The 14583-nt window shown below is 58.0% G+C and carries 12 protein-coding genes; 1 reads left to right on the forward strand and 11 read right to left on the reverse strand.

All coding sequences use genetic code 11. From position 1 onward, the window contains the following. Positions 1 to 149: 149 nt before the first annotated feature. Entirely contained in the window at positions 150 to 2039 is a 1890-nt protein-coding gene (locus QZ862_RS16035; protein ID WP_296100916.1) for an ABC transporter ATP-binding protein/permease, read from the reverse strand. Between the two features lie 117 nt (positions 2040 to 2156). Continuing rightward, positions 2157 to 4178, reverse strand: a complete 2022-nt coding sequence (locus tag QZ862_RS16040; protein WP_296100919.1) for a LysM peptidoglycan-binding domain-containing protein — start codon at positions 4176 to 4178, stop codon at positions 2157 to 2159. Positions 4179 to 4333: 155 nt separating this feature from the next. On the opposite strand from QZ862_RS16040, the gene QZ862_RS16045 reads away from it, so the two are divergent. After that, the gene (locus QZ862_RS16045) at positions 4334 to 4954 is read left to right on the forward strand and encodes a TIGR00730 family Rossman fold protein (protein ID WP_296100921.1); all 621 of its coding nucleotides are present in this window, start codon (positions 4334 to 4336) and stop codon (positions 4952 to 4954) included. Positions 4955 to 5028: 74 nt separating this feature from the next. Here the strand turns inward: QZ862_RS16045 and rarD are convergent, their stop codons facing one another. The 9 genes from rarD to radA form a co-directional block, all read right to left on the reverse strand. Next, the gene (gene rarD, locus QZ862_RS16050) at positions 5029 to 5943 is read right to left on the reverse strand and encodes an EamA family transporter RarD (protein WP_296100922.1); all 915 of its coding nucleotides are present in this window, start codon (positions 5941 to 5943) and stop codon (positions 5029 to 5031) included. Positions 5944 to 6188: 245 nt separating this feature from the next. After that, the gene (pip, locus tag QZ862_RS16055) at positions 6189 to 7145 is read right to left on the reverse strand and encodes a prolyl aminopeptidase (protein ID WP_296019460.1); all 957 of its coding nucleotides are present in this window, start codon (positions 7143 to 7145) and stop codon (positions 6189 to 6191) included. Positions 7146 to 7163: 18 nt separating this feature from the next. Continuing rightward, complete coding sequence (locus tag QZ862_RS16060; protein ID WP_296019459.1) at positions 7164 to 7631, reverse strand: GFA family protein; 468 nt, start codon at positions 7629 to 7631, stop codon at positions 7164 to 7166. After that, positions 7628 to 8104, reverse strand: a complete 477-nt coding sequence (locus tag QZ862_RS16065; protein WP_296078365.1) for a GFA family protein — start codon at positions 8102 to 8104, stop codon at positions 7628 to 7630. Before QZ862_RS16065 ends, QZ862_RS16060 begins: the two co-directional genes overlap by 4 nt. Before the next feature lie 285 nt (positions 8105 to 8389). After that, a complete protein-coding gene (gene cysS, locus QZ862_RS16070; protein ID WP_296078364.1) occupies positions 8390 to 9775 on the reverse strand; it encodes a cysteine--tRNA ligase in 1386 nt (461 codons plus the stop codon). Between the two features lie 210 nt (positions 9776 to 9985). Beyond that, positions 9986 to 10726, reverse strand: a complete 741-nt coding sequence (locus QZ862_RS16075; RefSeq protein ID WP_296100924.1) for an SDR family NAD(P)-dependent oxidoreductase — start codon at positions 10724 to 10726, stop codon at positions 9986 to 9988. A 128-nt stretch (positions 10727 to 10854) separates the two neighbouring features. Beyond that, complete coding sequence (gene purF, locus QZ862_RS16080; RefSeq protein WP_296019446.1) at positions 10855 to 12348, reverse strand: amidophosphoribosyltransferase; 1494 nt, start codon at positions 12346 to 12348, stop codon at positions 10855 to 10857. Between the two features lie 138 nt (positions 12349 to 12486). Further along, on the reverse strand, positions 12487 to 13074 hold the full coding sequence (locus QZ862_RS16085; protein WP_296019442.1) for a CvpA family protein: 588 nt from the start codon (positions 13072 to 13074) through the stop codon (positions 12487 to 12489). 89 nt (positions 13075 to 13163) lie between these two features. Further along, positions 13164 to 14570, reverse strand: a complete 1407-nt coding sequence (gene radA / locus QZ862_RS16090; RefSeq protein ID WP_296100926.1) for a DNA repair protein RadA — start codon at positions 14568 to 14570, stop codon at positions 13164 to 13166. Positions 14571 to 14583: the final 13 nt, after the last annotated feature.

Here is a 14583-nt window from a genome sequence, read left to right on the forward strand (position 1 = left end):
AGCGTCTTAAGGTTCCTGCGTGACACGCATGATATAGTCGTTTCGCGACCATATTCACGTCTCAAGGCGACAAAACACGCATAGGTGACTACAGGCAAACCGCGCCACGGGCAATGGTGCGCAGCCACAAGACCGGTTTATACCCAGGCTCAACGCGCTGGTTCGCCGCGATCCACCACCCCGAGATCGTCTTTTTCGCGGACTTCGCGCAACCGCTCCTCGGCCTGAATCGCTTCGCGCTGGCGGCTCCACATCGAGGCATAAAGCCCACCGGCGAACATGAGCGATGAATGGGTTCCCCGTTCCGCGATGGTGCCGTCCTTGAGGACGATGATTTCGTCCGCTCCGATCACGGTGGACAAGCGATGTGCGATGACGAGCGTCGTGCGATTTTGTGAAACCACGTCCAGCGCGCTTTGAATCTCCTGTTCGGTGTGGGTGTCGAGCGCAGATGTGGCCTCGTCGAGGATGAGGATGGGTGGTGCCTTGAGAATGGTGCGGGCAATGGCAACGCGCTGCTTCTCTCCACCCGAAAGCTTCAATCCCCGCTCGCCGACCATGGTCTGGAAACCATCGGGCAACTTGCTGATGAATCCGCTGATCTGCGCGGCATTCGCCGCAGCCGTGACATCGGCTTCCGGGGCATCTGGCCGACCATAGCGAATGTTATAGGCCAGTGTATCGTTAAACAGCACCGTATCCTGCGGCACCATGCCGACCACGGCGCGCAGGCTCTTTTGCGTGACCGAGCGGATATCCTGGCCGTCGATGGTGATCGATCCACTTTGAATGTCATAGAATCGATAGAGCAGCCTGGAGATCGTTGACTTTCCGGCTCCCGAGGGGCCGACGATCGCGATCGTTTTGCCAGCGGGCACATCGAAGGAGATGCCCTTCAGAATTGGCCGCTCGGGATCGTAGGCAAACTGAACGTCGCGGAAGCTGACAGCGCCTGAACCAATGTGAAGCGGCTTGGCGCCTGGTGAATCCACAACTTCCGCTTCCACTTCCAACAGATCGAACATCTGTTCGATATCGGTCAAACCCTGGCGGATTTCGCGATACACGAAGCCGATGAAGTTTAGCGGCACGGAAAGCTGCAGAAGTAGCGCGTTAATGAAGACGAAGTCGCCGATGGTCTGCTCTCCGCGCTGCACCGCAAGCGCAGACATCACCATCATGACGAGGGAGCCCAGACCGAATATGACTCCCTGGCCGAAGTTTAGCCAACCGAGCGACGTCCAGATGGCGACGGCCGATTTTTCGTAGCGCGCCATCGCCGCGTCGAAGCGGCGGGCTTCCATGTCCTCATTGCCGAAATACTTGACTGTTTCGAAGTTCAACAGCGAGTCGATGGCCTTCGTATTGGCATCGGTGTCGCTGTCATTCATCGACCTGCGAATGGATATGCGCCAGTTGCTGGCCTTGACCGTGAACCAGATATAGGCCCAGACCGTGACGACGGTGACGAAGACATACCAGAAGCCGTAGGACACCCAGAAGATGGCGGCCGTCAGCAGGAATTCGATGAATGTCGGCGCGGTGTTGAGGATGGTGAAACGAACGATCGTTTCTATACCCTTCGTGCCGCGCTCGATAATGCGCGACAAGCCACCTGTCTTGCGCTCCAGATGAAAGCGCAGTGAAAGCTGGTGCATATGCACGAATGTCTTATAGGCCAGTTGACGAACCGCATGCTGCCCGACGCTGGCGAAAAGCGAGTCCCGTAACTGATTGAAGCCAATCTGAATGACGCGCGTCAGATTGTAGGCGATGACGAGTGAAACGGCGCCGAGCAGGAATAGGGGAAGCACTCCCGCCATGTCCACTTTGCCGTTCAGCGCATCAGTCGCCCATTTGAAGAAATAGGGAACGGAGATCAACACCAGCTTCGCAACAAGCAGGAAGATGGTGGCCCATACCACCCGCATCTTAAGGTCCCGCCTGCCATCTGGCCACATATATGGCCATAGGTTGATGAGTGTCTGCATCGGATTGCTGGAATCCGCTGAGATCGTCTTCTTCTTGTTGTTGGCCATGCTCTGCTCCGGCGTCTGCCGGGATGCAGACAGCAAGACGGCGGCTTTGATAGGCCGCCGTCATCTAATTTAGATAATGTCTAGATCGGGTTTTTACAATGCCCCCGAAGACCATCCTCAGCGTGTCTTCAACCGGTTGCGGTGGATTTCCTCCGCATTTGGTAGAGCCTTTTCCGGCACGTCGAAAATCTGCCCCGGTTCGATGAGGTCGGGGTTTTGGATCTGCTGTTGATTGGCAAGGTAGATCGTAGTGTAGCGCACGCCCTGGCCATAGACCCGACGGGAAATTTGCCACAAAGTATCACCGCGCCGAATGATGACGGTGCTGTCACTATGTGCGAGCGGTGCCTGCTCGAAGGTCTTCGTGCCGGATGAATCGGTGGCGGGCTCCGCGGTGTTTGCTGGCGCTGGCGTTGCGGGACCCTTCGCATTTAACGCGGCAAACCGATCTGTCAAACCTGCAATAGCTTTGCCAACGGCTGCAACATCGTTCGGCAACGCGTCCACGAGCGAAAGCAAGGAGCGCGCCTCGCGAGCGATCTCGGCAACGAAATTCGTAAAGGCTGGATCCGCCGAGGCAGCGGTGCGGAATTCCGAAAGCGAACGCAACGCAATGGCTGTTGCGGATTTCGCAGCTGCCACCTCGTCAAGAGTGGGTGTCTTACCGTCTTTGTAGAGGCCTGAGAGGATACCGAAGGCTTTGGCCACTTCCGTGCGAAGTGCCTCGAAAGCGGCCTGATCGCTGACCGCAGCGGGGCGATCACTCGATGTCGGAGCGCTTTGAGATGCGGTTGCGGCACCCGATGGCTGCATGGCGACCGTTCCCTGATCTGCCTCAGGACGCGAGAAGGGCACGCGTACCCGCACGGTCACCTTGCCAGATTCGTCGAGTGCTTCCGCTGTAATGACGTGATTGCCGACGGAGAGCTGGATATCGCCTTCGATGACGAAGCTGCCGGAAGCTTCGGTCTTGGTGTCGCCAACGCGCACCTCGTCTACCAGAGCACGTATCGTGGTTCCGGCTGGCGCAGAGCCGGCGATATAGATCTTCGATCCATCGAACTCCACGGCGGTCACGCGCACCGATGCAGTTTCCGGTACGGTACCGCCCCGCGCATTGGTGGCGGGCGCTTGGGCACTGGCGGTGGCCTGCGGCTGAAGCTCGGCTGGAGCGGTTTCCGGCATGGTCAAAACGCGGCTCGCTTTGCCAGGCGTGGTGACCATGGCGAGAAGATCGCCCCCCTTCTGTGCAGGAACGGAGACTGTCGCCACTTCCTGCGACTGCGATACGTTGCCATTCTTGCCGGTTGCCCGTAGCACCAACTCGTGGTCGCCTGGCGGTAGGGGGTTGTCGAGGACGGCTGCGAAATCCCCACTGCTTTCAACCGGCGTCTTGGCAATGACCTGACCTTTGTTGACGATTTCAAGCTGGGAACCCGGCTGCGCCTTACCGGCAATAACAGCAGAGCCATCGGGTTCGACGCGCAGAACGTCGAAGCTCGGAAGCTGCGCTGCAGCATCGTTGGCTGGGGCGCTTTCAGTCCGTGCTGCCGGCTGCGCAGGTTCTTGCGCAGGTGCCGGCGCAGCAGGCGGTTCCTGCCTTGGTGCTCCATCATCGGTACCGGCGAACACGCCCGCAAGGCGACGAACCTGGGCGGCAGCGGCAGATGCATCGTCCGGTAGCCCGCGCAAATATGCGAGTGTCCGCTCAGCGGCAGAGCGCGCCGTGGTGATCAGGCGTGAGGTCGTTTCGTCAAGCGATTCCGGAATATCGATCGTGTCCAGTTCGCGAAGGGACTCTTCCACCTTTTTGCGGGCCGCGGCGAAGTCTTCGTTCGAAGGCACCTTGTTGTCGGAGAACAGGTTACTCATGTCCTTGATGGACTTCGTGGCGGATTCCGCCAGGCGGCCGACCTTGTCGGCAACATTGGTGGTCTCTCCAGCTGCATCGGACAAAAGATCGCCCGCCTTTTCGCTGCCCATTTCCACGCTGTTTTTGACAGCGTTGCTGGCTTCGTTGATAGCGTCACCGATCGGTTTGTCGTCACCGGACATACGGGGCAGGACGAAGAAGACCATGAGCAGCGTGGCAATGCCGAGCACGACAAGCGCCAACAATGCAGCTCTCTTATTTTTCATCATGAGTCTCCAGGTCATTCTTCGCAAGATTATCGCGAATTGCTAGCGTTTTAGCGCTTTCCATACAAGCACTGGCATGGCTGAAGCGCTGCCTTTGCCGCATCTTCCCCCAAAAATTCTTGACGGGATCGACCCTGCGTAGTTCGGTGCAGGTCATGACATATAAAAAACATCCGATTCGATCCATCTGCGTCTATTGCGGCTCCCAGCCGGGTCGCGATCCCGCCTATATGGAAGCTGGCCGCAACCTTGGAAAATCCTTTGCCGAAAACGGCATTCGCCTCGTCTATGGCGGCGGCACCAAGGGCATCATGGGTGCGGTCGCAAGCGGCGTTCTTTCAAACGGCGGCGAAGTGACGGGGATCATACCCGAGTTTCTCGTGGATATGGAAGCGACACGCCATTCTCTCGGGCAATTGAACGAACTTGTGATCACCAAGGACATGCATGAGCGCAAGCACATGATGTTCGAGCGTGCCGATGCTTTCGTCACATTGCCGGGCGGTATCGGCACGGTGGAAGAGATCGTCGAGATCATGACCTGGGCACAGCTTGGCCGTCATGCAAAGCCCATGGTTTTCGCCAACATCAACGGCTTCTGGAATCCGATGCTCGAACTGATCCGTCACATGCGCGATCAGGGCTTTATCCATCGCGCGCATTTGTTGAACCCGCTGGTGATCGACCAGATCGGCGACATCGTGCCGGCAATCATCGAGCGTGCGGCAGCTCAGCAAAACCCCGAAGGCGACGCGTCGGTCATCGCGCAGCTTTGAACCGCAATGCGTCTGTTTAACGTTTGAGAGCGCCTTTTGCATTCAATAGAACGCGGCGCTCCAAGCGCCGCCGGTTAACGGGTGCCCTTGCCTTTCATCAGGCTTGGTAATGTGTAAACCGCAAGTGCTGACCAGATCATCAGAAATGCAATCAGCCGAACCGTATCGAACGGTTCTCTGAAGATGAAGACCGCGATGACGAAGATGATCGACGGCGCGATGTATTGCATGATGCCGATCGTGGAGAGCTTCAGAAGTTTCGCGCCATTGCCGTAAAAGATCAGCGGGACGGCAGTAACGAGGCCGCTTGCTGCCAGGAGCCACGTGTCGGCGGCAGTTCCTGCAAAGAAATGTCCGCGCCCGGTGACTGTCAGATAGACGATGAAGGCGAGAGCTGGTGGGGTCAACAGCAGAACCTCCAACAGGAAACCCTGCGTCGGGCCGATGGGAAGCGTCTTGCGGAAGAATGCGTAAAAGCCCCAGGTCACGGTCAGTGCGAGAGCCACCCAAGGCAGACCGCCGGCATTCCATGTCAGCAGCGCCACCGCCATCGCGACCAGCGAGATGGCTGCGATCTGTATGCGACTGAGCTTTTCTTTCAGGATCACGGCGCCGAGAACAATGCTGAACAGCGGATTGATGAAATAACCGAGTGCTGCATCCAGCGCGTGACCCGATCCGATGGCCCAGATGTAGATGCCCCAGTTGAGGCTGATCAGTGAAGCCGTGAGGCAGGCCATGGCAAGCATGCGGGGCGTGGTCAGCGCCTGGCGGATTTCGGCTGTTCGGCCGAGCACAATGAGCACGATGGCTGCAATCGGCACGGACCAGACGACGCGATGAACGATGACCTCCAGCGGCGAAATATGTGCCACGGCCTTCATGTAAAGAGGCAGAAAACCCCACAGAAGATAGGCCGTCAGCGCATAGACGAAGCCACGGACGCTATCGCCCGACTGAGGAGCTTGAATGGAGGGGTTCATTGCCATGAGACTACAACCAGAATGATCGGATTTTCTTCGCAGTATTCCCCTTTGGCGTGATGCACCAATTCATTTCCGTGAAGCTTGGATCACGCATCCATATTGCCGGGATATTGATCGTTCGAATGAATCAAGATCTGAGCCGCGCGACGTAAATGCCCGGCAAGACTCATGAAAATAACGAGGCCCGCCAGCGAGGCCGGCGGGCCATCCTTGGTGTAACGCTGAACGTAACGCGCAGAGTTCCGGCTTTACTTTCCGGCGAAACGGTCCGTTGCGCGGATCAACTGATCGAGAATGCCGGGCTCGGTCATCGCGTGGCCCGCGGCTTCGATGATGTGCAGATCGGCTTTCGGCCAAGCCTTGGATAAATCCCACGCTGTTTTTGCCGGGCAGGGCATGTCGTAACGTCCGTGAACGATAACGCCCGGAATATCCTCCAACTTGTGAGCATCCCGCAGCAACTGTCCTTCTTCAAGCCATCCGCCATTGACGAAGAAATGCGTTTCGATCCGGGCAAAGGCTATGGCGTATTGATCTTCACCGAATGCGTCGACACGGGACGGATCGGTGACGAGCGAGATCGTCGCACCCTCCCATTGACTCCAGGTCTTGGCGCATTCCAGCTTTTTCTTCTCGTCCGTGCCAGTGAGGTAGCGATAATAGCTCGCCATCATTTGACCACGCTCCGCCTCAGGTATCGGCGCGACGAAGGTCTCCCAGCGCTCAGGATACATTTCCGAGACGCCGAATTGATAATACCAATCGAGCTCACGTTTCGTCAGCAGATAGACGCCGCGAACGATGAGTTCGCTGACATGCTCCGGATGGGTTTCGGCATAGGCAAGCGCCAGCGTGGAACCCCAGGAGCCGCCGAAGACCTGCCACTTGTCGTAGCCGAATTTCTGGCGAAGCTTTTCGATATCCGCGACCAGATGCCATGTCGTGTTGGCTTCCAGGCTGGCATGCGGGGTAGATCGGCCGCAACCGCGCTGGTCGAACAGGACCACGTCGTAGAGCGCGGGATCGAATACGCGCCGCTGTGTCGGGTTGACGCCGCCGCCCGGACCGCCATGCAGAAACACCGCCGGTTTACCGCCCTTGGTGCCGACGCGCTCCCAATAGATCGTGTGGCCGTCACCCACATCCAGAAAGCCGGTTTCGTAGGGTTCGATCTCTGGATAGAGGCCGCGCAGTATTTCAGTCATGGCATAAAGTCCTTGGTCTTAGTCGTTTGTGTCATTTGCAGGCGGCCACACCATGGTGTCGTGGTCTGGATGCTGATAGGTCGTGATGGTACTTTCATCCACGCCCTGCTGTACCTCTGGCTTTTCGAACAAAGTCTTGATCCAAGGCATCCGGAGATGTGCGTTGACCTGAACCTGCGGCTCGATGTCCTGCGGATGATCGAAGGCGCCGATGGCGATCTCCACCCCGCCTGGATGATGATAGCTCAGAGGCGTGCCGCATTTGTTGCAAAAGCCGCGATGAATTTTAGCCGATGAGCGGAACAGTGTCGGTTGTCCGCGTGTCCATGTCAGATGCGCTTGATCTGCCGTGACAAGCGCACCGAAGAAATTGCCGAACTGCTTCTGGCACATGCGACAATGGCAAATTGACGGGCGTCCGAGCTTGCCTGCATGAAAGCGCACCGCGCCGCACTGGCACCCACCTGAATATCCCGACTCGCTCATCTATGCCTCTCTTGTGGCCATTCGGACGTATCGTGGTCCGGATGCTGATAGGAAACAAGGTCGGCAATGTAACTTGCCGACGTCTGATCGGCCTCGGTTTCTTCTTTCGGCAGGGAGTGAAGATGATCGACAAAGACGATCTTGTTTTCGATGCCCCACTGGATCACCGGCGGCAGGACGGAGGGATCGTCAAAGGCGCCCGACGCGATCGCCATACCATCTGGTGCCTCATAGGTGAGTGGAGTACCACAGTCACCACAAAACCCACGCTTCACGTGGTTGGAAGACCGAAACCGCTTAGGTTCGCCACGGGTCCATTCAAACGTGGCGCCTCGCACGGAAACCAGAGGCGCATAATAAGCCCCAAAAGCCTTCTGGCACATGCGGCAGTGGCAGATCGAGCTGTCCTTCAAGTCGCCCTCTACGCGAAACCGTATTGCGCCGCATTGGCATCCGCCGGTGTGGATGGTCATGGTTGCTCCTTGGGATCGAGTTTAGGATGTAGAGACAGATGTCGTGCAAACGAAGGAGCACATCTTGAATCCAGAAGCGAATGACTGTCCAGCCAATTTGCTGGAGGGTTCCAGTCCTTTGACGATTGCCGTTTGTCGAACGTCGGTTGCGTGTCGAATTCGTCTATCTCTATAAAGAGCTAATGCTGATTTCAGACGAAATCGACGATGTGACCGAAAATGGGCAGTTGTATCCTAAAGCAAATCGTCGGGTCCGTGAGCCAGAAGGACGGCGGTAGGTCCTGCCTACCGCTTTAACTCCCAGGTCGTCACCCTCTCGCCCGTCTCCTTATCCTTGCCATCCTTCAACTGAATACCCTTGGCCGACAATTCATCCCGGATCCGATCCGCCTCGGCAAAATTCTTCGCCTTCAGCATCTCCAAGCGCATGGCAACGAGCGAATCCACCGCTGCCGCAATCGCCGCATCCACTTCCGCTCTCTTGGGCAGCACGCCGAGAAGTGCTGCACTTGCCGCAAACACCGGAAGCTTTTCTGGATCGGCATTCGCAGCCTGAGCCAGCGCATGTAGTGCCTGCACGGCTGCGACGGTGTTGAGATCGTCGGCCAGTGCATCGAGCACGCTCTGATCAACCTTGGCATCACCCGCTTCCGCGGCAGGCCACTTCGCCAGTAGCCGTTCTGCCTCTTCCAGACGCTTCACCGAAAAGTCGATCGGCTCTCGGTAGTGGGTCATCAGCATTGCCAGCCGCAACACGTCTCCCGGCCATTTACGTCCCCCGAAGGATTCGGTGTGGAGCAGGTCGTAGATCGTCACGAAGTTGCCGTCGGACTTGGACATCTTGCGGCCTTCGACCTGCACGAAGCCGTTATGCATCCAGACATTGGCCATGACATGCGTACCGTGCGCGCAGCGGGATTGGGCGATTTCGTTTTCGTGATGCGGAAAGATCAGATCGAGACCGCCGCCGTGAATATCGAAAACTTCGCCGAGATAACGACCGGACATGGCCGAGCACTCGATATGCCAACCCGGACGGCCACGCCCCCAAGGGCTCTCCCAGCCCGGTTCATTGTGGCTTGAAAGCTTCCACAGCACGAAGTCTCCCGGGTTTTTCTTGTGCGCATCGACCGCGATGCGTGCGCCGGCCTGCTGCTCATCCAGCGGTCGTTTTGACAGTTGGCCGTAATCGCTCATGGATTTGGTATCGAAAAGAACTTCTCCTGCCGCCACATAAGCGTGACCACGAGCAATAAGCTTCTCGATGATCTCCACCATCTGGGCGATATTGTCGGTTGCGCGGGGCTCTACAGTCGGCTCAAGGCAACCAAGCGCTGCGACATCCTGATGAAACTGGTTGGCGGTCTTTTCCGTGACTGCATGGATCGCGTCGTTCAATGGCAGGTTCGGATAGTCGCGAAGCGCACGCGCGTTGATCTTGTCGTCCACATCGGTGATGTTGCGGGCATAGGTCACGCCATTCTCGCCATAGGCATGACGCAACAGACGGTAGAGAACGTCGAACACGATGACCGGGCGGGCGTTGCCGATATGAGCGTAGTCATAGACCGTCGGGCCGCAGACATACATGCGGACATTCTTCGCATCGATCGGCTGAAATTCCGATTTTTCGCGGGTCAGCGTGTTGTAGAGCTTCAAGCGCAAGGACATGCGTATTTCCTTCGGGTATCGGAGATTGACCCCACCGGAGCGTTTGTCTGCGTTGACCTTTCAGGAGACGAAAACGATCTGGCCGGGTGTTAAACCAGCAAAATTCAACTCAGCAGCAGCAGCAGATCGTTATTTTCATAACTTGCTTTATGAAACGATGCCCGTTGTCGGTCAAGGGCTTCGCTTCGATATTCATGGCCGACGGCTCAGTCACTCCGGCGTGCGATAGCTCACGAACTTCCTGTCGCGGACCACATAGATCTTGCCGGTCTCTGTCAGATCCGGCGAGGCAAGCGGAATGATGGCTTGTGCCACTTCGGAAGGGTGGGGCAGGGTGTCCGGATCTTCGCCGGGCATCGCTTGAGCCCGCATTGCCGTCCGCGTTACGCCGGGATTGATGCTGTTGACGCGCAGATGGGTCCGTTCGGTTTCGGCAGCCCAGGTGCGTGCCAGTGCCTCGACCGCTGCCTTGGAGGTGGAATAGACGCCCCAGAACGGACGGCAGGAATGTGCAGCGCCGGAAGATAGAATCAATGCGCGTCCGGCATCCGACTTCAACAGAAGCGGTTCGACCGAACGGATCAGGCGCCACGTTGCGGTGACGTTGATGTTCATCACCTTTTCGAACACCTTCGCCTCGATGTGCCCCACCGGAGAGATGACGCCAAGGACACCCGCATTGGCGACGAGAATATCGAGCTTTCCCCAACGTTCATGGATCGATGCGCCCAGCGCATCGATGGCTTTCATGTCGGCGAGATCGAAAGGGACCAGCGTTGCCGTTCCACCAACTGCCTTGATGGCATCATCCAGATCTTCAAGCCCACCGACGGTGCGCGCACAGGCAATCACATGGGCGCCAGCTTTTGCCAGTTCGACCGCTGTGAAATAGCCGATGCCGCGTGAGGCTCCGGTCACAAGTGCGATCCGGCCTTTAAGGTCGATGGTCATGGTCCCCCCTGAATATCTTTCGATCGTCCGCAATCTCTAAACGAGGCAGGACATGTCCTGCAAGCGGCTTCAAGGTCTGAGTGGGTCGCAAAGAAAAGCCCGCACGTTCGATGCGGGCTTGAAGAAGGTCAGCCGTTGCTGGCCAGCATGGAAATCTTGCTGCCCATGGACTCGCCATTCTTGTCGAGGAGGCGGGTCGGATATTCACCGGTGAAATAATGATCGGTGAATTGCGGACGTGCAGGGTTACGATCCTCCCCGCCTACGGCGCGGTAAAGCCCGTTGATCGACAGGAAGGCCAGCGAATCTGCGCCGATATATTTCGCCATGGCGTCGACATCTGCGTATTGATTGGCGAGCAGCTTGTCGGCCTCCGGCGTGTCGATGCCGTAGAAGTCCGGGTGGAAAATCATTGGGCTCGCTACGCGTATGTGAACTTCCTTGGCGCCAGCCTCGCGGATCATCTGTACGATTTTTACCGAGGTCGTACCGCGAACGATGGAATCATCCACTAGAACGACACGCTTGCCTTCGATCATCGCCCGGTTGGCCGAATGCTTCAGCTTCACGCCGAACGCGCGGATCTGCTGAGTCGGCTCGATGAAGGTGCGCCCGACATAATGGTTGCGGATGATGCCGTATTCGAAGGGAATACCGCTTTCCTGGGCAAAACCGAGTGCGGCAGGCGTGCCGCCATCCGGCACCGGCACGACGACATCGGCCTCGAGCGGAGCTTCCTTGGCAAGGTTCATGCCCATATTCTTGCGCGTCGTATAGACGTTGCGGCCGCCAACGACGGAGTCCGGGCGAGCGAAATAGACATATTCGAACAGGCAGAGACGTTCCGGCTGCGGCTTGTTAGGCTTGCGGGCATCGATGCTGATCGAACCATCCGGCTGGATCTCGCAGATGATGACTTCGCCGTTTTCCACGTCGCGTACGAATTTCGCGCCGATAATGTCAAGCGCACAGGTCTCGGAACAGAAGATCGGCTTGCCGTCGAGATCGCCCATGACAAGGGGACGAATACCCGTGGGGTCGCGCGCTGCAATCAGCTTCGTACGGGTCATGGCGAGCATCGAGTAGCCGCCTTCCATCTGGCGGATCGCATCGATGAAACGGTCAGCCGTGGAAGAGTGGCGCGAGCGCGCAATGAGGTGCAGCACCACTTCGGTATCGGAGGTGGACTGGCAGATTGCGCCGGTGGCGATGATCTGGCGGCGAAGCGTCAGGCCGTTGGTAAAGTTGCCGTTGTGGGCAATGGCGATGCCGCCTTCTTCCAGTTCGGCAAACAGCGGCTGCACGTTGCGCATCGCAACTTCGCCTGTGGTCGAATAGCGCGTATGACCGATGGAGATCGAGCCCGGCAGGCGAGCCAGCGTCATGGGGTTGGTATAATGGTCGCCCACCAGACCCATATGCCGTTCCTGATGGAAGCGCTTGCCATCGAACGAAACGATACCGGCAGCTTCCTGCCCGCGATGCTGGAGAGCATGCAGGCCAAGCGCCGTCAGGGCCGCCGCATCCGCGTGACCGAGGATGCCGAACACACCGCATTCTTCATGCAGCGTATCGCCATCGATAATGTCATTGAAGGTGGAATGCGAAAGCGGCTCATTCATCTGGCTTGCCTTTGCTCAGTGCCAAAAACAAAAACCGCCCCGGAGAATTGCTCTGCCGGTTTGGCCTGTCTGCTGCCTATGTCGAAGTATCTAGCACAAATAGCGCGCCTTGCATCTATTGCAAGGCGCGCTATCCGATCAATTCGCGGGCACCGGCGCCGTTGTGGCTGGTGCATCTTCTGCTGGCGCCTGCTCAGGCGTCGTCTCGGTCTTCTTGCCAAGGATGCGAGCCCGGATTTGCGGCTCGATATCATCCGGCAGAACCGCTTCCAACTTGCCGACCAGACCGTCCAGGAACGGCTTGGACTTGGCCTGCGTCACCCATTCGGGCTGCGTTTTCACATCGACCAGCCAATTCCAGAAGGCAACGGCAACGACGAGAAGAAGAAGGCCGCGCGCCGCACCGAACAGAAAGCCCAGTGTGCGGTCCAGCGCGCCGATGCGGCTGTCGATGATGAAATCGGCAATGCGCGAGGTGATGAAGGAAATGATGATGAGCGCGATGAGGAAAACCAGACCGGCAGAACCGGCAATCGCGATCTTCTCGTCATCGGTATAGTTGCGCGCGTAGGGAAGTAGCAGCGGGTAGATGTAGTAGGCAGCCGCAACGGAGCCGACCCAACTTGCGATGGAAAGAATTTCACGCGAGAACCCGCGCACCATGGCGAGAACGGCGGAGAAAAGCACAACGGCAAGAACGATACCGTCGAAAATCGTTATGGGCATTTACCAACTCCGGAGGTCGCGGCTCCCGGAAGAGAACCGCTGTGCCAGTTTGCGATCCTCTTACACTAGCCGGGTAAGCAGCGAAAGGATCAATATTCTTCTTCCTCAGCCTGTCTGAAGCGGTTGCCCGAACCGGCAATGCGCGCCACGAGATCGGGCAGGCTTTCGATCTCCGTCCAGCGCCCCTTTGAGCCTTTCGGCAATTCTGCCGATGCGGAGGGGAGAAATGCAGCAGAAAAGCCAAGCTTCTCGGCTTCCTTCAACCGCTGGGCCGTCTGGGACACCGGCCGCACTGCGCCCGAAAGGCTGATTTCGCCGAAATAGACGCAATCGGCAGGCAGGGCAAGACCGGCAAGCGAGGAAACCAGTGCAGAAGCAATCGCCATGTCCGCTGCCGGTTCGGAGATACGATAGCCACCGGCAATGTTGAGGTAGACGTCGTGCTGACTGAGCTTTACGCCGCAGTGGGCTTCGAGCACGGCAAGAATCATGGCAAGGCGCGACGAGTCCCAGCCGACGACCGCACGTCTCGGCGTGCCGAGTGAAGTAGCCGCCACCAGCGCCTGAACCTCGACCAGCACAGGACGCGTGCCTTCCATACCGGCGAAAACCGCAGCACCCGGAGATTTTTCGTTGCGCTCGCCTAGAAAGAGTTCCGAGGGGTTGGACACCTCCCTCAAACCTCGATCCGACATTTCGAAAACGCCGATTTCATCAGTGGGGCCAAAGCGGTTCTTGACCGTGCGCAGGATGCGATAATGATGTCCGCGGTCGCCTTCGAAATAGAGCACCGCGTCGACCATGTGTTCGACGACCCGTGGCCCGGCGATCTGGCCTTCCTTGGTTACGTGGCCGACGAGCACCATGGTGGCGCCCGTCTGTTTGGCAAAGCGGATCATCGCCTGAACGCCGGTGCGCACCTGCGTGACCGTGCCGGGGGCGGAATCGGCGGTGTCGCTCCACAGCGTCTGAATGGAATCGATGATGACCAGATCGGGGCGCTTGCCTTCTGAAATAGTGGCGAGAATGTCCTCGACATTGGTCTCAGCAGCCAAGAGCACATCGGTTTCAGCAGCGCCAAGGCGTTGCGCCCGCAGCCGCACCTGTGCCACGGCCTCTTCGCCCGACACATAGATGACGCGATGGCCCTGGCGCGAGAGTGCTGCCGCAGCCTGCATCAGCAGAGTCGACTTGCCAATCCCTGGATCGCCGCCGATCAGCACCGCTGATCCGCGCACGAAGCCGCCGCCCGTTGCACGATCCAGTTCGCTCATGCCGGTCGGAATGCGCGGCGCTTCCTCGATTTCACCGGAAAGCGAGGTGAGAGTGACCGGTCGGCCTTTCTTTGGAGTCTTGCCAGGTCCTCCGCCAATTCCACCCATCGGGTCTTCTTCAACGATGGTGTTCCACTCGCCGCAACCTTCGCATTTTCCGGCCCATCTTGTGTGAACGGTACCGCAGTTCTGGCAGACGAATTGTGTCTTGGCTTTGGCCATGAATGTCAGTCTT

Origin of the sequence: uncultured Agrobacterium sp. (assembly GCA_913777615.1) — a bacterium.
In the GTDB taxonomy this organism is placed as follows: domain Bacteria; phylum Pseudomonadota; class Alphaproteobacteria; order Rhizobiales; family Rhizobiaceae; genus Agrobacterium.

Coding starts and splice junctions, on each gene's coding strand:
- QZ862_RS16045 (WP_296100921.1), top strand. CDS start 4,334: ATGACATATAAAAAACATCCGATTCGATCCATCTGCGTCTATTGCGGC.
- QZ862_RS16035 (WP_296100916.1), bottom strand. CDS start 2,039: ATGGCCAACAACAAGAAGAAGACGATCTCAGCGGATTCCAGCAATCCG.
- purF (WP_296019446.1), bottom strand. CDS start 12,348: ATGAATGAGCCGCTTTCGCATTCCACCTTCAATGACATTATCGATGGC.
- rarD (WP_296100922.1), bottom strand. CDS start 5,943: ATGGCAATGAACCCCTCCATTCAAGCTCCTCAGTCGGGCGATAGCGTC.
- cysS (WP_296078364.1), bottom strand. CDS start 9,775: ATGTCCTTGCGCTTGAAGCTCTACAACACGCTGACCCGCGAAAAATCG.
- pip (WP_296019460.1), bottom strand. CDS start 7,145: ATGACTGAAATACTGCGCGGCCTCTATCCAGAGATCGAACCCTACGAA.
- QZ862_RS16075 (WP_296100924.1), bottom strand. CDS start 10,726: ATGACCATCGACCTTAAAGGCCGGATCGCACTTGTGACCGGAGCCTCA.
- QZ862_RS16060 (WP_296019459.1), bottom strand. CDS start 7,631: ATGAGCGAGTCGGGATATTCAGGTGGGTGCCAGTGCGGCGCGGTGCGC.
- QZ862_RS16040 (WP_296100919.1), bottom strand. CDS start 4,178: ATGAAAAATAAGAGAGCTGCATTGTTGGCGCTTGTCGTGCTCGGCATT.
- QZ862_RS16065 (WP_296078365.1), bottom strand. CDS start 8,104: ATGACCATCCACACCGGCGGATGCCAATGCGGCGCAATACGGTTTCGC.
- QZ862_RS16085 (WP_296019442.1), bottom strand. CDS start 13,074: ATGCCCATAACGATTTTCGACGGTATCGTTCTTGCCGTTGTGCTTTTC.
- radA (WP_296100926.1), bottom strand. CDS start 14,570: ATGGCCAAAGCCAAGACACAATTCGTCTGCCAGAACTGCGGTACCGTT.